We start from the raw sequence: 19,545 nt of genomic DNA, 5'->3' as shown, positions 1-19,545 counted from the left end.
CGCGTGTGATCCCAGGTGTTTGAACAGGCTTTGAATTTGATCGCCGCCTTCAAGTTTCCATTCCTGGTGAGGTGCGGGGGCGGTTGGTTCGAGATACAGGGCGGCCATGGGGTGCTGGATCTGGCCTCAAAAATGCGACGTCGTTCTCCCAGTCGCTCGGGATACCAGAATATCTCATCAAACAGTCTGGAGCGTAGCCATGCGTCCTCGTAGAGGGCTCTGTTCCTGAGGTGATGATGCCACGGCATAGCGGGCGTGGCACAAGCGAGTGAATGAGGAGAGCCAAGTCACGAAGCGCCCGCGTCCGGGTCACCCGTTTTGCTCCAAAGGTTTACTGCTTGCCTCCTGAATTTTTTACGCCCAATCTATACCAAAGCATGCACACCCCGACCGAAGCCCCTGTCACCTTTGGCGCCGCCCAGCTTAGCATACTGAAAAACGCAAGGCCGGAAGACGTCCGCTGGGATCCCTATCCCCATATCGTCATTGAAAACGCCTTGGATGAGGAGATCTACGCTGCTCTGGAAGCCAGCTACCCAGCTGAAGACCTGGTGAGGTCGGCCAAGCACGTGTACAACCGGGATCAGATTCAGGCCTATGAGGGGCTGAATCATCCGGGGATTTCACCGCTTTGGAAGGACTTCATGCGCTGGCATATCTCCAAGGAATTTTACCAGGAAATGGCGGCGCTGTTCGCACCTTGGGTCCGTCAGCTTTATCCCTGGTTGGAATTGGAGAAAGGGTATCCGCTTGACCAGTTCACCGCCGGGGTCAGGGATCCTCTGGCGGCCTCTCTACCAGATGTATGTCTGGATTGCCAGCCGGGACTCAACGTGGTGAGCGAGGAGCCGGTTTCGTTCCGTTCTGCGCACCTGGATGCGCACAACAAACTCTTTACCGGCCTGTTTTACATGCGCATTCCGGGAGACGAGTCGGTGGGCGGGGACTTGATGTTGCATCGGGTCAAGCAGCCACCTCCCACCTTTGAAACTGCGACCACGATCTCGGAAGACCAGCTCGAACCCGTGAGGACTGTGCGCTACGGTCGCAATACAGCAGTGTTTTTCATGAATTCGCCCCTATCGATTCACGGCGTGTCAGTCCGGACGGGCACGACCGTTCCCCGTCGGTTGGTGAACTTGGTGGCAGGACTTTACACCCTGAAAAACAAGGGGTTGTATCCTTCCCCTCCTCCGGATGAGGCATTCTTCAATACCCGCTTTGACGCACCCGTCTGGTGACCATGGAAGAGTGCGACAGTTCATCAACTGGAGATCCCCTGGAAGGGCTGCTCTACGACCAGGCCAATCTGGAGGAACTATGCGCGGAGCGTCCCCTGGACTGGGATGAATATGCGCACATGAACGAGTTTCATGGCAACGCCATCGTGATTAAGCAGTATGCGGGGCTGCCTTTGGACGAGCCGTTGCCGTTCGCAATCGAGCACGCCATCCCGTATGACTTGAGCAAAGCCTATGAGTACGACCTGCAATGCGGGTTGTCAGTGTACCTGGCGGTGCGTGAAGAAAGTGCGGGCATCTATCAGCGGGCAGGGATGCCGGTGGTGCACACGATAGGCTCCACCTACCTGTATGCGAAGGCGTGGTTCAGACGCCTTCATCCGGAAGTCAGTGAGGTGAAGAGGCGTGGCACTCTGGTCTTTCCAGACAAGTCCACTCTCTTGATGGACACTGACTTCGACCGCGAGGCTTTTGCCAAGCGTTTGGTGGAACTTCCTGCCGAGTATCAGCCGGTGGTCGTGTGCACCTACTGGAAAGACTACGTGAGGCAGCTGCACAAACCGTATGAAGACGCCGGTCTGCGGGTGGTTTCCTGCGGCCATCTGCGGGACGGGCAGTTTCTGTTGCGGTTGCATGATCTGTGCAGACGGTTTCGCTACTCCTGTGCCAATGACATTGCGGGCAGTTTTGTGATGTCCATTCTCTCAGGGTGCCACTTCTTCTACCTGCCGGCGGGTCCGCTTACGCAGTCCAAGTATGGCAGGGTAGGCACCTTTGAGCGTGATCCTACTCTGGAAAAGCAGCGCAAGGCCGAATGTCTCGCCTCAGCCCCCTTTCCGCCGGAGGATCCGACCCTTCAGCGGAGTCTCGTGGCCCATCATGCTGGCGTGGCCCATTTCAGATCCGTTGAGGCAATCCGCGCCTGTTACGACGAAGCCGTCAAAGGCCTGGGCGAGAAGATTTGCCCATGCCACATCGGTTTTGGCGAATCCACCGAGGTTCAGCTTCTTTATCGCCTTCGACCGATTGGCATTGATCGCGACGGATGGGCCGGGAGACGTTGTTCACTCCGGGTGGCAAACCCTGCCGCGATTGGCGGCCTGCGCTTGAAACTGGAACTAACCCATCCAAGCGCTTCCGAAAGAGTCCGCACGGAGATCTACGTGGATGGCACGTTGATCTGCACTCTTACTGCACCACCCTTCTCTTTTGAACTTGGTATCCCACTGCCCGCCAATGGCGGTGAGGTCCGGATTGAGTTTGTCTCCAACAACGACATCCTTCTGCACAATGACCCACGGCGTCGTGCCATCCGTTTCTGCTCGATCGAGCTGGTTGAGCCAGGCACCATGGTCGTACTTGAGTTGCCTGCGGGTGCAAAAGTTCCCAAAGTGAAGCCGGTTAAGAAAGCACCTCAGAAGCCTGTAGAAAAAGTGTCGTCAGTCATCCGGCTGGGGCGAAGGTTGCGAAGGTTTTTCTCCCGCCCCAGAGCTTGAAGCCTCGCTGGCCATCAAAGGGTCAATTGGAGATGTGAGGCCTCGCGCCGCCACTCGTCAGCATAGCCACAGTTCGCATAGTCGGGGAACCAAGGCCCACCGCTGGTGTAGTGCAAGACGGAAACCTCATCGAGAGGCAGTTCGTCGTCATAGTCCACCAGATGATTCCAGCGGTGTGGGATCTCGCCGACGAGATGTTCATCCTCCAGCCAGTTGAAACGGTGGAGGTCCAACCCGGACGAGGTATTCACGTACTCCAGGGTCAGAGCCGTGCATTTGGCGCAATTGATCAGCATGACACTGCTCCAGTTCTTTTTGGGGTAGCTCGTCTGCGGTTGGCCCAGGAACTTGACCGTTTCCCTGGGCTGATGGTCGTGCTTTACGACCTGCACGGCGTAGCGTTCGTCTCGGAGCGCCCAGAGTCTGGAGACGTCGTCCAGCACCAGTACATCGCAGTCCATGAAGATCGCCCAGCCCTCGTACCCGCACATCCAAGGCACCAGAAACCGGCTGAAGGAAAACTCCGTGCTCTGCTGGGTGTCTGGCGGCCGGGAAAAGACCTGTTGAAGCTGGGAAAGAGCAACGGGTGTCACGGAGACAGGTTCCGATGCCCGCGACAAGGCACTGTGGGCGGCCACATGCCAGGCGACACTTTCACGAGAATCATGACCAAGAAAAAGGCGAATCACGAGGTATTCATTTGATTCATTTATCGAATCCGTCAATGAAACCGCCGCGAGTTTCTTCACGAGCCCCCCTTTGCCTCCTCGACTCAAATTGTCCTGAGGCCTATAGAATTCTTGTCGATGTTCGCTCAAAGTAAGCTTGCGAGATTTACAGCATCTTTCCGACCGCCATGACCCGCCCAGAGACGTCCTTTGATTGTAAGGTGGGGCAATCTCCCACAGAAGATGCATTATGTCCCCTCCTTCCGGCAGTGGGGCCGGGGCTGGCCGACTCCAAAGTTTCCCCCTGGGGTTTCCGGCCGTTGCTTGCCGGTTTCGACGCCACGATGCTGAACGAGGAGCCTTTTCCCATGCTGGTGGTGGAAAACGCCCTGCCGTCGGAACTGTACGAGGCGCTGAGGAGTTCCCTGCCGGGCTACTTGGAGAACGCAGGCATCTTTAACTGTATCAGGCCCGCCCTCGGGCTGGACCACTATCCCGAAGGTCATCCAGCCTCTCTGAGGGACGACCTCCCTGACAACACGAAGATGGCGCGGCGTGCATTTGAGTTGCTGGCCGATCCGGCATTGCCGAAGGTATGGGGGGAGTTTGTTCGCGTTAATACGGGGCAGGAAGCCCTGCAAAGCATGCTCCACGTTTTCGGCAAAGCTCTTTTGAGGGAGCACCCGGATTTTGAGCAGCGCTTTGGTGCCTTGTCAGATCTTCAAGCCGTGCAACGATACACCAGGCAGCTGCAGTCCAATGAGGTGGAACTTGATACTCCGCTACTTCTGCACACTCCCGTCAAAGGAGTTGTTTCCCAGCAGCGCGGCCCCCACCTCAAGACCTTGGACAAGCCCATTGAAGGATTCCTCTATCTGGCACCGGTGGGATTTGACGGGCCGGAGGCGGTCCACGAGTTTTTTGCCGTTGAAGAAGGAGCGGAGCCCCTTTTTGGCGCCGGTCTCCAGACGGAATCGAAAGGGCTGAGACTGGCCAGAACGGTTCCAGTCAGGGGGAACACGCTCGTGATTTTTCTCAATACGGCACGGTCCATTCAAACCATTGCGCCACGCAGCACGACGCCATTTCCGTTGATTGCCGTGGAGGTCCTTATGCAGATGCAGGCACCGTTGTTCCAGGTCCCTCGCCGGCCATCGCAGGATTCGCCAACGACTGCCCAGGCATCGGCCGCAACCGGGAGTTCTTCGTTGCAACCGGCCACCCACTTCCAGATTGACCAGCCGTTTGCAGGTGCTGGCTGGTACGCGCCGGAACGGGATGCGACTGGACCCTTCCGGTGGACGGGGCCGACCTGCGAGTCCTACGTTGATCTCCACTGGGACGGGGCTGGAGACGGGCTGTTGCGCTGTCATGTGCGGCACGCGATATCAGACAAAGCGCTGGAAACCCTGAAGATTCAGGTTCAAGACCACACTCCGGTGGTGAAGCGGCGTCTGCATGAAGGCGGAATCCAGCTTGAGGCAGTCATTCCCCGGGAGGTGCTGGAGAATTCCCAAGGCAGGGTGAGGGTTCATTTTCATGTGCCCGAAACGGCGAGGGCTTCCCATGTATCGGGAGGGGGTGGCGTTGACTCTCGACCGCTCGGGATCGGTATTGCCAGTTTGTCGATTGTGCCTCATATCCGGAAACCCAAAGGCGACCGGAAAAAGCAGGTAGTGGCAGAGGGTGACAACGCCGCCAGTGTCGGGAGCTCCTCCGCAGAGGCTGCGAAGATGCCCGGTGATGCAAAGACACAAAGTCGTTTGGGCAAGGGGTTCAAGAAATTGATGCGGTTGTTTGGAGGTGGGAACGGCCGGTGAGGGAGGGAGTGCTCCAATCGGCCGACTAAAGTCGGTGCTCCAACCCTGCCGCGATCTTCCTTTGGAGGAATGATTGCATTTCATCCCTGCTCCACGAAGCGGGTTTTCTGTCTACTTGTCTCCAATCTCCTGTGCGAACTTCACATAGATGATCTCGCATGAGCCCTGACCGGTATCTTCCCGTGTGAGTGAACTGCGCCAGGGATGGCTGGCCTGGGGGTGTGAGGCCTCGACGAGGTAGCCCGTGAGCTTCACCACGGAGCCGATGTGGAAGGCGGCAATCGTTTCCGCCACGGCGGGAGAGGCGGGGATGAGGTGCATGTTGGCACTGTGGCGGTTGATCTCCGCCTCCGGGATGGGGCTGGTGCCCCAGTAGCGCCAGTGGTAATTGCGGTTGTTCTGGGTGATATCCAGCTTTTCCAGCACCACGGTGTCGGACATGGGGCCCCACCCGAGGGCAAGGTCGTAGGGAGCAAGAGGGGAGGGGAAGTCGCCGGTGTACCTCTCCTTGGACAAGACGCGGGCCTGGATGTCGAACCAGGCGAGAGGTTTCAGGGTCCAACCCTGAATCTGGATGGGAGGTTCCTCCCTGGAGAGGGCGAGTTGCCCGGGCTCCTGCGGCGCAAGCTCCCCGGGGGCGGGGGAGACTGGGGCGCGGCTGGTCTGATACCAGATCAGAGCCCCGAGCACCAGAGCGCCGATGCCCCACTTCATCATGCGGAGGCAGCGGGGGCGATGGTGATGATCACCGACTTGGATGTGGGCGTGTTGCTCTGCTCTGCAGTGCTGTCCACCGGCACCAAAACGTTGGCTTCCGGGAAATAAGCAGCAGCGCTGCCCCGGGGCATGTCATACGGGATGGCGAGGAAGTTGCGTGCCAGGCGGGCCTGACCCTGCCAGTGGCTGGTGATATCCACCGGGCGGAGGGGCAGCACGCCGAGTCCACGCAGATCGTCTGGATTCAGGAAGATGATACGGCGCTCGTTGCTGATGCCGCGGTAGCGATCATGCAGACCGTACACGGTGGTGTTGAACTGGTCGTGGCTGCGGAGCGTTTGCAGGAGAAACTGGCCGGGCTCGGGCTGGACCGACTGCAGGGCATTGGCAATGAAGGTGGCCTTGTGCGCCGGGGTGTCGAAGTTGCGCTCACGAGCACCGTTGGGCAGGTAGAAGCCACCGGGGCGACGGACCCGCTCGTTGAAGTTCTCGAACCCAGGAATGACCGCCTCAATCTTTTCGCGGATGAGGTCGTAGTTGGAAGCGAGTTGCGCCCAGGGCACAGTGGTCTGTTTGGCCAGGGTGGCCTCGGCGATGCGGGCGACGATCATGGTCTCACTCAGGAGTTGATCGCCAGCGGGGCGCAGGTTCCCCTGGCTCATGTGGACCACGCTCATGGAATCCTCCACGGTGACGAACTGGGGCATGCCGCTCTGGTAGTCCATCTCTGACCGGCCCAGGCAGGGCAGGATGAGGGCGCGCTTGCCTGTGATAAGATGGCTGCGGTTGAGCTTGGTGGAAACGTGCGCGGTGAGGGTGCAGTTCCTCAGGGCGGTGGCGGTGAATTCGGTGTCCGGCGTGGCAGAGAGGAAGTTCCCCCCCAGACCGATGAAGACCTTCCCCGGGCTCTCGTGCATGGCCTTGATGGCCAGGACCACGTCATACCCATGATGGCGCGGCGGGTTAAAGGAAAACACCTGTCCCAGCTTGTCCAGGAACGAGTCCGGCATCTTCTCAAAGATGCCCATGGTGCGATCCCCCTGCACATTGCTGTGCCCGCGCACGGGGCACAGTCCTGCACCAGGCCGGCCCAGAGCACCCAGCATGAGGTGTACATGCGTGACTTCCTGGATGGTGGCGACGGCGTTGCGGTGCTGGGTGAGGCCCATGGCCCAACAGGAAATCACACGCTTCTCTCCGCCGGCCATCTGAAGGGCGAGCTTCTCGATCTCCTCCTGCGCAATGCCACTGCCATCCACGATCTCGGACCAGGAGGTCTGGCGCACCAAGGTGGCGTACTCGGCAAAGCCGGTGGTGTGCTGACGGAGGAAGGCGTCATCCAGCACTTTGCCGGGCGAGGCTTCTTCCAGAGCCAGGAGCGCCTTGGCGATGCCGCGAAAGAGGGCCATGTCGCCGTTCACCTTCACCTGCAGGTACTGGGTGGTGAGCTTGGTGGAGAGACCCATCATGCCGCTGACCTCCTGCGGATGCTTGAAGCCCAGCAGGCCGGGCTCGATGAGCGGGTTCACGGCGACAACTTTGGCCCCCTTCCGCACGGCACTTTGGAGGGTGCTGAGCATGCGGGGGTGGTTGGTGCCGGGGTTCTGTCCCACCACCAGAATGGTGTCTGCCTGATCAAAGTCGTCCAGTCGCACCGTCCCCTTGCCCACGCCTACCGTGGCCTTCAGGGCGCAGCCGCTGGATTCATGGCACATGTTGGAGCAGTCCGGCAGATTGTTCGTGCCAAACTGGCGGACGAACAACTGGTACAGGAAGGCTGCTTCATTGCTGGCGCGGCCGCTGGTGTAGAAGATGCCGTCGTCCGGAGAGGGGAGCTGGTTCAGCTCTGTGGAGATGATTTGGAAAGCCTGATCCCAGGTGACGGGCTGGTAGTGAGTGCCGCCTGCCTCCAGGAGCATGGGTTCCACCAGGCGACCCTGCTGCTCCAGCCAATAGTCGGACTCGGCCGCCAGCTCGGTGATGCTGTGGCTGGCAAAGAAGTCACGGGTGGCCTTGCGAGTGGTGGCCTCGGCCGCGATGGCCTTGGCCCCGTTTTCGCAGAACTCCGTAGTGGCGCGGTGATTGTCAGGATCCGGCCAGGCGCAGCTTGGGCAGTCGAAGCCGTTTTTCTGGTTCAGCTTGAGCAATGCCTCCGTCCCGCGCACCACCCCGGCCTGGCCGAAGACGTGGTTCAAAGAGGAGAGCACGGCGGGCAGACCGGCCGCAGCATGAGAGGGGCTGCCGACGTGGATGCCGGTGTGTTCCTCCGGCGGCTGGGCGGCGGGCAGGACAGGCTCTGAAGCGGGCGCGTTGCGGGAAGACATGGTGGGCAGGGGAATAGCGAACCTGAAGCTATTTTGGACTTGGTTTGCCGGGCTTACAAGACTGGAACGTGAGGCCTCTTTGCGGGACAGCGCAAAGCGTCAAGCGGGTGGCGCAATCGAACGGTGAGGGGAATGCGGGCGCTCGCCGCGTCTCCCCAGAAGGGATTACGCCAGCACCAGCCGGACGGCCGCCACCAGGGCGAAGACGAACATCACCCACTCGAAGATCTTCTGCGGCAGCACCTTCACAATGCGCCAGCCGATGACTGCGCCTAGGAACACCACGGGCAGCAGGCAGAGATTGGTGAGCAGGGTGGGGCCGGTGATCAGGCCGATCTGGGCGCTGAAGGGGACCTTGACCAGATTGATGAACAGAAAGAAGCGGCTGAAAATGCCCAGGTACTCGCTTTTCTCAAACCGCTGGGCCAGCAGGTAAACGGTCATCACGGGGCCCGCGGCGTTGGCCAGCATGGTGGCGATGCCAGCGGCGATCCCCAAGATGGCGGTGAAAACGGGATGCTTGTGTAGCTCCGCCAGTTGATCCCGTTTCCAGTCCAGGACCAGCTTCACTGCGAGCAGGACGATGATGAGCCAGCCGATGGCCAGGCGGGCGGTGGCATTGTCCAGCAGGTCCAGGAGCCACCAGCCGATGATCACCCCCACGATGGCGGGAGGGACTAACGGGATGATCTGCCGCCACTTTCCACTGCCCCGCAGCAGGTAGTAGCCCATGAGGTCCGCGGCGATGAGCATGGGCAGCACCACCCCGGTTGAGGCCTTGGCACCGAAGGCCTGGGCAAAGAGGAGAACGCTGACCAGCCCGGTGCCAGCCAGGCCCGCCTTGGCCATGCCAATGCAGAGGGCACCGATGATGGCCAGCCAGAGCACTTCAGGGTGATTGGTAAAAAGCGTGTGGCTGAGGAATTCGGGCATGGAAGATGACGGTCAGAGAGGGATGGCCAGAAAAAGGGATGCCGCAATGCCCAAATGTGGGTGGTCGGAACCTGACCCCACGCGATTTGCTGTGTCTGAGCCTGTTGCCGGGGCATCCGGGTGCCGCTACCAGTGCAAATGTCCCACTCTCAGACCGTGCAGGAAAAACTCATTGCCGCCGCCGTCGCCGATTCCCAGACCGTGAAATCCGACGGGGCCTCCTGCCGAAGGTTGATCGAAGGCGTGAACATTCGCGACCTGACGCTGCATACAGATGAGCGTGGCGCAGTGTGTGAGATGTTCGACCCCCGCTGGGGCTGGCATGCAGATCCTCTGGTATTCGTATACAGCTTCACCATCCGGCCGGGTTGGGTAAAGGGCTGGGCCATGCACCAGCGGCATGAGGACCGGTACTGCCTGCTGCAGGGGGAGATGAAGGTGGTGATGTACGATGCCCGGGAGGGCTCCCCCACGTTTGGGGCGGTGCAAGAGATCTACCTCTCCGAGCAGCGACGCCAGCTTATCAACATCCCCAGTGGCGTGTGGCATGCAGACGAGAACATCGGTAACAAAGACCTGCTGGTGGTGAACTTTCCAACCATTCAATACAACCACGCTGCTCCAGACAAGATTCGCCTGCCGTGGGACACCGACTTGATCCCGTACCGTTTCCGCAACGTGAAAGGAGAAGAGTGAAACTCAGCATCCTGCTGCCCACGCACAACCGCGCGGATGTGCTGCCCTTTGCCATTGAGTCCGTGCTCGCCCAGAGCTTCACGGACTATGAGCTTCTGATCTGTGGTGATGGCTGCACCGACGCGACTGAAGAGGTGGTGCTGCGATACGCCCAACAAGATTCCCGGGTGAAGTGGCTCCCGTATCCCAAGGGCCCGGGACTTGGCTATGCGAATCGTAATCTGGCGCTGCGCGAGGCGCGCGGGGAGTTGATTGGCTTCATGGCTCATGATGATCTGGTGACGCCGGATCATCTGGCCCTCCTAGTGGCGGCATTTGAGGATCCCGGCGCGCACTTCGTGTGGAGTGATGCGGTCTGGGTGGGCTTGGAAGGGGAAATTGTACCCGCCGTGTTCACGCTGGAAGATCGCGTCATGAGGCAGGAGTTTCTCTCCTGCCGGTGGAACCGCATTCCGGCGTGTTGCTTTATGCATCGCCGCAGTGCTTTTGAGAAAGTGGGCTACTGGAACGAGACCATCGCCCGACAGGGGGACCTCGAGCTTTGGGGGCGGATCATCACCGCCTACGGAGAGTCGTGCATCCGCCACGTGCCCGTCCTGACCGGTCTGCATTTCCGGGCTCATTGGCGCTTGAAAGAAATGGCACCAGACAAGGAGCAGGTCTGGCAGATTTTGCATAGTGAGCCGGGCCGTTTGTCGGAGGTGATGCATTGGCCGGTGCCTGAAGGGGTGAGGGAGCAGGAAGTCTTCTGGAGACGCCTGTGCGATGAACCTGGAGTGATTGAGGGTTTGCGTCAGGGTTGCCGGGATGCGCTCCACACCTACGCTTGGTTTATGGAACTGAGGCTGGTGGCCCAAGGGGGTGTGGACGGTTGGGGCATCATGGAGCAGAAGGTCGCCGCACTACGTGAGAAGGTGGCCGACTTGAAAGAGCGTCTGGCAGATCGGGACGAAAAGATCCAGCGGCTCCAGAAGGATCTGGCTGCGGCCCGGAAATCGAAGGGCTGGTGGAATCGCTTGCGGCGACTGTGGAAGGGGAGTGGGAAGGACAGGTAGATTCACCGCCGGACCGAAATGGTGAACTACCCAGTGGCTATCGCATGATGAGGAAGCGGGCCGTCGCTCTTTCGACGAACGCAAAAGATTTGCCACAGTCTGCTTGCTCAGACGAGGGTTCGCCTCGAAGCGTTTTGATGCGACATTCCATCGATCAAGTGACCGTCTTTTTTGAAGGGATCACCTCAGTGTGGGGGCGCGCGCTCGTGTTCGCTCTTTGCTGCTGGGCGGGACACTTTGCCGGAGCGGTCTTCGGAGCCTTGCACTGGGCGCGTGGCGCGGTGCATTTTGTGTTCCCTTTTGACAATATAGCTCTGGTGCCATTTTCCTGGCTCATGTCAGTGGCGGGCGGTGCCGCCTCATTGTTGGGAGTGCTGTGGCTCCTGTTCGTCGCGGCGGCGTTTTATGCCATGATCGTGCACGGTGAGCGGTTGGCCTTCTGGGCCTGCGCCCTGGTGACGCTGGAATCCTGGCGTTCATGGTGGTTGCAGGCGGAATCGATGACCCTTTTTGGCCCCATGCGGGGTGAAACTGCCTGGTTGGGCGCTCTGCCACTGTTTCTTTGCAGCGTGCTCTCGGGCTGGCTCGCCTGGCGATCGGTGCGAGAATGAAAGGGAGGCATCGCGGTTGACATTTTGGTCAGACTCCGCGTCCGCCCTTGATGGCGGGGCAATTCGGTGTTTGTTTGGCGGTTCATTTCAAACCGACTCCCCCGACAGCTCCACTCCAACCCTTCAGCATGAAAAAGAAAATCGTTCTGGCCTATTCCGGCGGTCTCGACACGTCCGTCCTGCTTTCCTGGATCAAAGACACCTATGACGCGGAAGTGATCGCCTTCTGCGCGAACATCGGCCAGGACGACGAACTGAAGGGCCTGAACGCCAAGGCCAAGAAGACCGGGGCCTCCAAGATCTACATCGACGACCTCCAGGAGGAGTTTGCCCGTGATTTCATCTACCCGATGATGCAGGCCGGAGCCATCTATGAGGGCCAGTACTTCCTGGGCACCAGCATTGCCCGCCCGCTCATCGCCAAGCGCATGGTGGAGATCGCCCAGGCTGAAGGCGCGACCGCCATCGCCCACGGTGCGACCGGCAAGGGGAACGATCAGGTCCGTTTCGAACTGACTGCTGCCGCTCTGGCCCCCGAGATCGAAATCATCGCCCCCTGGCGTGACGAGCGTTTCCGCACCGCCTTCCCCGGCCGAGCTGAGATGATTCAGTATTGCGCGGACAAGAACATCCCAGTGCAGGCCAGCGCGAAGAAACCCTACTCCAGCGACCGCAACCTGCTGCACATCAGCTTTGAGGCCGGCATCCTGGAAGACCCCTGGTTTGACGCTTTTGCCCCGTCCAACAAGGACATGTTCACGCTTTCGGTTGCCCCGGAAGATGCTCCCGACAAAGCGGAATACGTCACGCTGGAGTTCGTGAAGGGTGACTGCGTGGCCGTGAACGGCAAGGAACTGAGCCCGCTCCAGGTGATGAAGGCGCTCAACAAGCTGGGCGGCAAGCACGGCGTGGGCCGCGTGGACATGGTGGAAAACCGCTTTGTGGGCATGAAGAGCCGCGGTGTGTACGAGACCCCTGGCGGTGCGATCCTGCACTTCGCTCATCGCCAGATCGAGAGCCTGACCATGGACCGCGAAGTGATGCATCTGCGCGACAGCCTGATTCCGAAGTACGCCACCCTGGTGTACAACGGCTTCTGGTACGCTCCTGAGCGCCTCGCCCTCCAGGCCTTGGTAACGGAGAGCCAGAAGAACGTCTCCGGCACGGTGCGCGTGAAGCTCTACAAGGGCGGCATCTACGCTGCAGGCCGCAAGTCCGCCTACAGCCTGTACAACCCGCATATCGCCACGATGGAAGCGGACCCGACCAAGGCCTACAACCAGGACGACGCCACTGGCTTCATCCGCCTGAATGGACTGCGCCTCAAGGTGGGGGCCACGGTAGAGGCCGAGGTGAATGCGCCGAAGAAGGCGGTAGCGGCTCCCAAGGCCAAGAAGGCTGCGAAGAAGAAGTAAACTTCAGAATTCAAACACGAAACTTCAAACGGGTTTTGTGGTGATGACGGGCAGATGGCTGAGGCTGTCTGCCCGTTTTTGTTGTCCGTTGGCCTTTCTTGACAGGCTAAACCCAATTTGACACTCTCTGCTCGCGCCGTGCGCATCGATTGCCACTGGTCGGCCGATCTTTGATGTCAGGCGAATGAGCGTGCAATTGTCGCAAACAATATGATCACGAATGCCACTGACCTCTTGGAACAACATATCGAAACACTTGTCGATGACGCGACACGCTGGGAGACGCTGATCGCAGATGACATCTTATGGGAGCTAGCTTACGCACCGTCGATTGGCCACCCAGCGCGGCTCTCCGGGCGAGAGGAGGTCGTGCGTCACCTTACGTGGTTCCGGGGAGCGGTGGAAAATTTCCGTTTCTTCAATCTCGTCATCCATCCTTTCGAGGATCCCACGGGTGCAGTCGGCGAAGTAGAGGCAGAGGGTATCATCAAATCTACCGGGCGCGTCTATAGACAGAATTACGTGGTGTTTCTTCGTGTAACCGGTGGGAAGATCGTATTTATTCGCGAGTATTTCGATCCGGTGCGTGCGGCCCAAGCGATGAACTTGCCGATACCCATCTAAGCAACGGCGCGACTTTCCCTCGCCCGACAGTAGCCTGAGCCTTAACTTTAAGCCGTTTGACCACATTGTGAATATGAAGACTCAGCTATTACTTTGTGCAGCCGCTCTTGCATCTGCCGTTGCCATCGCAGCCGATGCTCCGAAACACAACGCCAAGCCAAAGGAGGGGCTGGTTGCCGATGCCAAGACCGCAACAGCGATCGCCGTCGCGGTCTGGGAGCCGATTTACGGGGCCGAAAAAATTGCCAGACAGAAACCGTATCGGGCGGTCCTCGCCAACGGCATCTGGACCGTAGAAGGCACATTTCACGGCAAGGGCGTAGGGGGAGTGGCCGTTGCAGAGATCACTCAGAGCGATGGCAGGGTGGTGAGAGTGAGTCATGGCAAGTAGTGGACGACCCATCGTGTCCAACGCTTTCCATACGCCTGCCTCACGTGGTCATCCCAATTCAGATCGGGGCATGTGGACTTTGAAGGCGGTGGGGCCAGGCTCTTGGGTGGCGAGTCATACCAGAGAGCACTTCCTGGTCGGGCGAGTTCGGTGAGACATTTGGACGAAGTCACGGTTCGTTCTTGCTGGCTTTGACGAAGCCGTTGACCCGGGTTTCGAGAATGTCGAGCGGCATGGAGCCGCCGAGCAGAACGGCGTCGTGGAAGGCTTTGAGATCGAAGTGAGCACCCAGTTCGTTCTCTGCATAGGTCCGCAGTTCGCGGATGCGCATCTGACCGATCTTGTAGGCCAGGGCCTGGCCGGGCCAGCCGATGTAACGGTCAACTTCATTGGTGACGTCCAACTCCGTCTTGGGTGCATTTTCCATGAAGAAGGCGATGGCCTTTTCGCGGGACCACTTTAGTTCATGGATGCCCGTGTCCACGACGAGACGGATGGCGCGCCACATCTCGTAGGTGAGTTGACCGAACTTGTCATACGGGTCCGTGTAAAGCCCCAGCTCATCGCCAAGGGATTCGCAGTAGAGCGCCCATCCTTCGACATAGGCCGTGAACTCCATGTGTCGGCGAAACATGGGCAGCGCCCCCTGCTCTTGGGCCAATGCGATCTGGAAGTGATGCCCTGGCACCGACTCATGCAACGAGAGGGCCATCATCTCCCACTTTGGGCGTGACTCGGGCTTGTAGAGATTCACAAAGAAGGTCCCATCACGCGAGCCATCGGCGGCTGGTTGCCGGTAGTACGCTGCCGTGGTGTCGGGTGCCACTTTGGCGGGAATCGCCTGGACCTTGTAGCGGATCCGAGGTTGCGTTCTAAAGATTCGCGGAAGGGTCGGGTTGATGCGGACAGTGACCGCTTCGTAACCGGCCAGCAATTCGGCGGGTGACTGGTAGAAGAATCTCGGGTCCGTTTTGAGGAAGTGAAAGAACTCTGGCAGCGTGCCTTTGAATCCGGCGTCGGATTTGATCTTCTCCATCTCGCTGCGGATGCGTGTCACCTCAGCAAGCCCGATCTCGTGGATCTGCTGCGGCGTCAGCGTTGTGGTGGTAAAGCGCCGAGCGAGAAATGCGTAACAATCGCGCCCTTGTGGCAATTGCCAGGCTCCGACGTCATCGAAGCACGCGGGCAGGTATTCCTCAGTGAAGAATTTCTGAAAGTCACGGAAGGCAGGTTCGATGGAAGTTTTGACGGCGGCGCGGGCCTCAGTTTTGAGGCGATCCTGCTCGGCGGCGGGGATGGTGTCAGGAAACTTCGTGAAGGGCTTGAAGAACGGATTGTCGTCCGGCTTCTCCGTGATCTGTCGCGCGATCTGGGCGGGGACACGCTGCATGACGACCTTCGGTTGCAAGATGCGGGCGGCCATGCCCTCACGCATCAGTCCGATGGTCTGGCTCATGTAAGTCGGGAAACGGCGCAGGCGCCCGATCCAGTCTTCGTAGTCTTTCACCGTTTCGAATCTCAGTGCGTCCGCAAGGTCGTCGGCGAGTTGGATCCCGTCGCGCATGGTGATGGGCATGAGGTAGAGGCGGAACTGGGCCCCCTCCATGGAGGATTCCAGATCGCGCTTGAAGAGGTCGAAGTTGAGCTGGTCTGCTGCAGTGAGTGAGGCTCGTGGGATGGCGTTGAACTCTGCCAGCAAGGCCTGTTCGTGTTCCTGCCGTCGTTGCACTGCCTCCAGCCCGATGTCTCCCCACTGGTCGTTCCACCGACGATCTCCAAGCGACGAGGCCCAGGTAGGAGACTCTTTCATCGCGTATTCCCATTCCCGGTCAAAGAGGGCATGCATCTTCGCGCCAGCGTCCTCCGCGGCTTGCGATGTCGTGGTCATGGTTGCGGTTGCGAACATTAGCGCCAAGGCCGCGGTCCAGCTTGCCAGCCGATTGGCCGTGGAGAGGCGCTCTGCGGGAGCCGGCCGATGTTCACGATGGCCCGTTGCGGGCATGGCTGCTCGGACCGGAGAGAGGTTAAGACGGCTGGACATGCCGTCAGCGTAGCGGGTTGCCGCACGGTTGTCTTGGGTGTTCCCCGGGTGGGCGATGCCTATTTTGCACAAAACAGGCGGGCCCGGTGATTGTAGTTGCGGTTTAGGCGAACCGCCGGATGGGAATGGCTGACAAATTGCTGAAGTGTCGAATCCAATATGAACACCCTCGCCACTGACCTCTTGCAAAAGCATATCGAGACGCTCGTCGATGACCCGGCCATCTGGGAGACATTGATCAGCGACGACATCTTGTGGGAACTGGCCTACGCACCTTCGATCGGTCATCCCGCGCAACTCTCCGGACGGGAGGAGGTGGTGCGTCACGTGACCTGGTTTAGGGGTGCAGTGGAAGGCTTCCGTTTCTTTGATCTCGCCATTCACCCGCTTGCGGATCCTGCGGGTGCGGTCGGCGAGGTGGAGGCGGAGGGAATCATCAAATCCACGGGGCGCGTTTATCGGCAGAAATATGTGGTCTTTCTCCGTGTGGTCGAAGGGAAGATTGTCTTCATTCGAGAGTACTTCGACCCTGTGCGTGCGGCCCAAGCGATGGACCTTCCGATTCCAGTTTAGCGTCGGCGGTGGGCAGAAAGTTCGGGAAACACCACCCGCGTCAATGGGCACCTCGAAGCGACAGTCGAACGTGAGCAGGCCAAGCGGGATGGCAAGAATGGGGGATGTGCCACCTTCGTTCCGATCTACGGCGTCCCCAACCGCCATGGGCATCTCAAGACATTACCAGTGCGATGGTCTCCTCTAACCTCCCTCCATCGTTCGTAGTGTGGTTGGAGTACCGTCCACGCAGAGCGGTATGACTGAGTCGCCGGAGGTTCACACTCTCAACATTCGAAAGCGCTCGAATACGCCGCCTAAAGGCGGGACTCCAACCCCGGAGCGAACATCAGATCCAACTTGATCCCATCATCCCGCTGCTTCTACCTCCCAATTCCTCCTTGGGCGTAAGTTCAGGCTCTCGGCAAGGTATCCAGCAAACGCCTCAGCTAGTGCCTCCTTACGTCGACAACTACAAACGCCTTTGGTGAGGTCAGGCAGAAGGGAACCTCCAGGTCAATGAAGGCGTAGGCACGCTGAAGGCTGTCACCCGAGATGGCTGTCTGTCGCATCGAGGAGGGACGCCTGACGGCGAGAACGACGAACGAATTCAATGAATTTGCCCCAGGTGACGGTGTAACTTTTTCCTGGCCATCAACTGGTTGAGCACTATGTTTTGGCGATTGGGGCTGGTGATGGCCATGGTGAGTCAGACATCCATTGAGTGATGGCAAGTCCAAGCCGACAATCGCTCCGAGAGACGGAATCCCTTTTTCATGCGCCTTCCACTCATCAAAGGTCTGATCCGCCGCAGACTGCTCGTCAACTACCGGGTGGATGCTGAGGTGATGGGGCGTTATTTGCCGCCGCCATTCCGTCCCAAGTTGCACCGTGGGTATGCGGTTGCGGGCATTTGTCTGATCCGGCTGGAGCAGATCCGTCCGGGATGGCTTCCGCCCTTTTGCGGTATCGCCAGCGAAAACGCGGCTCACCGTATTGCGGTGGTCTGGGATGGGCCTTCGGGCGAAACGCGCGAGGGGGTGTTTATCCCGCGCCGGGATACGGGTTCCTGGCTCAACCATTTCGCGGGTGGCCGCGTTTTTCCTGGCGAGCATCATCTCGCCGACTTTGACGTCAGCGACGATGGATCCCGCATTTCTCTGGGCATCCGCGCCCGCGACGGAGGCATGGCCCTTCAGCTTCGTGCTCATGAGAGCGACTCTCTGCCGGAGTCCTCTTGCTTTGAGTCCCTCGCCGAGTCGTCTGCCTTCTTCGAACCAGGCTGCATCGGGTACTCCGTGACCCGGGATTGCTGCCGTCTCGACGGTGTCCGTCTTCAGACCGAGAGCTGGCAGGTGCGCCCACTGGAAGTGGAGCACGTCGGGTCCACTTTCTTTGCCGACGACTCGGCATTTCCTGCGGGCAGTGTCTGCTTCGATCACGCGCTCATCATGCGAGACACGAGGCATCAGTGGCACGGGGAGCCGGATATGTTTACGGAAGGTGTGGCCACTTCGGAACCAATTGCCTCTCAACCCCAATCACCTGTGTGAGCACACCATCCAAACCTGTTGAAATCGCAACCGTGGCCGATGCCTCAGCAGCGGGGTGCGATCTCGTGCGTCAGTGGCTGCGGGAACACAACTGGGCTGTGAATCCGGAATTCATGGAGCAGCTTCAGCAGCCGGAGCATCAAGCGCAGCCGCTTGTGCTGCTTGCCAGCGCAGATTCCCGCGTGGTGGGCGGGCTCTTTGCGGAGACGCAGTTGGCCTGGTTGCGCATCTCCATCATGGCGGTGGATCCTGAGCGGCGCTCGCAGGGCATTGGGGCCGCGCTGCTCGCCGAAGCGGAAAGGCTGGCGATCGCGCGGGGCTGCAAGTATGTCTATGTGGATACGATGGAATACCACGCGCCTCGATTCTATCTCGCCCATGGCTTCAGCATTGCGGGCCAGATTTCGGACTGGGACTCGCGTGGTCACTCCAAGCTCTACCTCTCAAAACAACTGATGGGAACTGCCGGACCCATCTAATCAGGCATTCAAGACTCCGCCATGAAAACTAAGACCGAAAGCGCTGACCTAAGTGGCTCTGAATTCATCAACACCAACCTGGGTGCGGCGCAGTTCCGCGATGTGCGCCTCGCTGATGCCCAGTTCACGGATGTGAACCTTTCGGGGGCGCGTTTTGAGGATGTGGCCTTGACCCACGTCGTCATTCGCAATGCCAATTGCTCCCACCTGGCCATCGAAGATGCGTGTTATGAGGGGATGCTGATCGACGGCATTCTCGTCACCGAGCTGCTTCGCGTGTATCGGAGCCAGAGCAGCGAGGCAAAGTGATTCTGAATCAGCCTCATTAACTACTGATTGCCCGCCAGCCAAGACTGATGAACATCCACCGCAAAAAAGGCTTCTGGATCAGTGATGCGAACTCTCCGCCCAGCATTGGCATTGAGTCGGCGAGAGTGGACGAATGTCTGGCCCACTACCATGCAGGGGGCTTCGGCGGTGTCTTTGGCAGTCCCTCATTTGGCTTTCGGGGAACTAACCTGGACTTCCTGTCGAAGTGCTCGTCTGCCCGCAGGGTTTGGTTTTGGGATTGCTCTTTCGACAACGTCGACGGATTGTATTCGCTGGCTGATCTGGACGACTGTGGCGTCATGGAGAAGCGACCGGGGATTGATTATTCGCGATTCAAATGTCTCACCACCTTGGTCTGTCACTGGAACAAGAGAGATTCTGGATTTAGTGAGTCGTCAATTAAGTCTCTCTATCTCTGGCACTTCAACCCGCGGACGAAGTCATTTGATGGTATCGCCATCCCGAAGGGGATTGAGAGACTTGAGCTGACTTGGCTCAGCCCGGGCAACTTGGAGGGGCTGCCGGTCATGGAGGGTCTGGCGGAACTTCAAGTTCATCGAGGCCGGAACCTGTCTTCCCTATCCCAGCTTGCCACGATA

The 19,545-nt window shown here is 59.3% G+C and carries 18 protein-coding genes; 13 read left to right on the top strand and 5 right to left on the bottom strand.

Going from position 1 to position 19,545, the window contains the following annotated elements:
• The first annotated feature begins 377 nt into the window (after positions 1 to 377).
• Positions 378 to 1,241: a hypothetical protein gene (locus BV034_RS28900; RefSeq protein WP_050030418.1), complete on the top strand. Its 864-nt coding sequence runs from the start codon at positions 378 to 380 to the stop codon at positions 1,239 to 1,241.
• 2 nt (positions 1,242 to 1,243) lie between these two features.
• Positions 1,244 to 2,737 carry a hypothetical protein gene (locus tag BV034_RS28895; RefSeq protein WP_050030417.1) on the top strand — a complete coding sequence of 498 codons (1,494 nt, stop codon included), beginning with the start codon at positions 1,244 to 1,246 and terminating at the stop codon, positions 2,735 to 2,737.
• Positions 2,738 to 2,751: 14 nt separating this feature from the next.
• Here the strand turns inward: BV034_RS28895 and BV034_RS28890 are convergent, their stop codons facing one another.
• Entirely contained in the window at positions 2,752 to 3,426 is a 675-nt protein-coding gene (locus BV034_RS28890) for a glycosyltransferase (protein WP_050030416.1), read from the bottom strand.
• A 167-nt stretch (positions 3,427 to 3,593) separates the two neighbouring features.
• On the opposite strand from BV034_RS28890, the gene BV034_RS28885 reads away from it, so the two are divergent.
• Entirely contained in the window at positions 3,594 to 5,225 is a 1,632-nt protein-coding gene (locus BV034_RS28885; protein WP_265593583.1) for a hypothetical protein, read from the top strand.
• A gap of 111 nt (positions 5,226 to 5,336) precedes the next feature.
• Here BV034_RS28885 and BV034_RS28880 read toward each other — a convergent pair whose 3' ends face one another.
• From BV034_RS28880 to BV034_RS28870, 3 genes are all read right to left on the bottom strand, one after another.
• Positions 5,337 to 5,942 (bottom strand): hypothetical protein, encoded by a 606-nt coding sequence (locus BV034_RS28880; protein WP_050030414.1) that lies wholly within the window; start codon positions 5,940 to 5,942, stop codon positions 5,337 to 5,339.
• Positions 5,939 to 8,266 carry an FdhF/YdeP family oxidoreductase gene (locus BV034_RS28875; RefSeq protein WP_050030413.1) on the bottom strand — a complete coding sequence of 776 codons (2,328 nt, stop codon included), beginning with the start codon at positions 8,264 to 8,266 and terminating at the stop codon, positions 5,939 to 5,941. Before BV034_RS28875 ends, BV034_RS28880 begins: the two co-directional genes overlap by 4 nt.
• Before the next feature lie 165 nt (positions 8,267 to 8,431).
• Positions 8,432 to 9,199, bottom strand: coding sequence for a sulfite exporter TauE/SafE family protein (locus BV034_RS28870; RefSeq protein ID WP_050030412.1), 768 nt, complete (start codon positions 9,197 to 9,199; stop codon positions 8,432 to 8,434).
• 138 nt (positions 9,200 to 9,337) lie between these two features.
• On the opposite strand from BV034_RS28870, the gene BV034_RS28865 reads away from it, so the two are divergent.
• The 6 genes from BV034_RS28865 (at position 9,338) to BV034_RS28840 (ending at position 13,991) form a co-directional block, all read left to right on the top strand.
• On the top strand, positions 9,338 to 9,895 hold the full coding sequence (locus BV034_RS28865; RefSeq protein WP_081888191.1) for a dTDP-4-dehydrorhamnose 3,5-epimerase family protein: 558 nt from the start codon (positions 9,338 to 9,340) through the stop codon (positions 9,893 to 9,895).
• Positions 9,892 to 10,950: a glycosyltransferase family A protein gene (locus tag BV034_RS28860; protein WP_050030411.1), complete on the top strand. Its 1,059-nt coding sequence runs from the start codon at positions 9,892 to 9,894 to the stop codon at positions 10,948 to 10,950. Before BV034_RS28865 ends, BV034_RS28860 begins: the two co-directional genes overlap by 4 nt.
• 137 nt (positions 10,951 to 11,087) lie before the next feature.
• A complete protein-coding gene (locus tag BV034_RS28855; RefSeq protein WP_050030410.1) occupies positions 11,088 to 11,561 on the top strand; it encodes a hypothetical protein in 474 nt (157 codons plus the stop codon).
• Positions 11,562 to 11,689: 128 nt separating this feature from the next.
• The gene (locus tag BV034_RS28850; protein ID WP_050030409.1) at positions 11,690 to 12,976 is read left to right on the top strand and encodes an argininosuccinate synthase; all 1,287 of its coding nucleotides are present in this window, start codon (positions 11,690 to 11,692) and stop codon (positions 12,974 to 12,976) included.
• A gap of 210 nt (positions 12,977 to 13,186) precedes the next feature.
• Positions 13,187 to 13,600, top strand: a complete 414-nt coding sequence (locus BV034_RS28845) for a nuclear transport factor 2 family protein (protein ID WP_265593582.1) — start codon at positions 13,187 to 13,189, stop codon at positions 13,598 to 13,600.
• A gap of 73 nt (positions 13,601 to 13,673) precedes the next feature.
• Positions 13,674 to 13,991, top strand: coding sequence for an NTF2 fold immunity protein (locus BV034_RS28840; protein WP_050030408.1), 318 nt, complete (start codon positions 13,674 to 13,676; stop codon positions 13,989 to 13,991).
• Positions 13,992 to 14,160: 169 nt separating this feature from the next.
• Here the strand turns inward: BV034_RS28840 and BV034_RS28835 are convergent, their stop codons facing one another.
• Positions 14,161 to 15,879 carry a DUF885 domain-containing protein gene (locus BV034_RS28835; RefSeq protein WP_081888198.1) on the bottom strand — a complete coding sequence of 573 codons (1,719 nt, stop codon included), beginning with the start codon at positions 15,877 to 15,879 and terminating at the stop codon, positions 14,161 to 14,163.
• A gap of 312 nt (positions 15,880 to 16,191) precedes the next feature.
• Here BV034_RS28835 and BV034_RS28830 point away from each other — a divergent pair, with 312 nt between their 5' ends.
• From BV034_RS28830 to BV034_RS28815, 4 genes are all read left to right on the top strand, one after another.
• A complete protein-coding gene (locus BV034_RS28830; RefSeq protein WP_050030407.1) occupies positions 16,192 to 16,605 on the top strand; it encodes a nuclear transport factor 2 family protein in 414 nt (137 codons plus the stop codon).
• Positions 16,606 to 17,360: 755 nt separating this feature from the next.
• The gene (locus BV034_RS28825) at positions 17,361 to 18,137 is read left to right on the top strand and encodes a DUF2071 domain-containing protein (RefSeq protein WP_050030406.1); all 777 of its coding nucleotides are present in this window, start codon (positions 17,361 to 17,363) and stop codon (positions 18,135 to 18,137) included.
• The gene (locus BV034_RS28820) at positions 18,134 to 18,616 is read left to right on the top strand and encodes a GNAT family N-acetyltransferase (protein ID WP_050030405.1); all 483 of its coding nucleotides are present in this window, start codon (positions 18,134 to 18,136) and stop codon (positions 18,614 to 18,616) included. The genes BV034_RS28825 and BV034_RS28820 overlap by 4 nt, the downstream gene beginning before the upstream one ends.
• A 21-nt stretch (positions 18,617 to 18,637) precedes the next feature.
• The gene (locus tag BV034_RS28815) at positions 18,638 to 18,925 is read left to right on the top strand and encodes a pentapeptide repeat-containing protein (protein ID WP_050030404.1); all 288 of its coding nucleotides are present in this window, start codon (positions 18,638 to 18,640) and stop codon (positions 18,923 to 18,925) included.
• Positions 18,926 to 19,545: the final 620 nt, after the last annotated feature.

The organism is Verrucomicrobium sp. BvORR034 (assembly GCF_000739635.1).
In the GTDB taxonomy this organism is placed as follows: Bacteria; Verrucomicrobiota; Verrucomicrobiia; order Verrucomicrobiales; family Verrucomicrobiaceae; genus Verrucomicrobium.
This window is presented reverse-complemented; position numbering and strand designations above follow the sequence as displayed.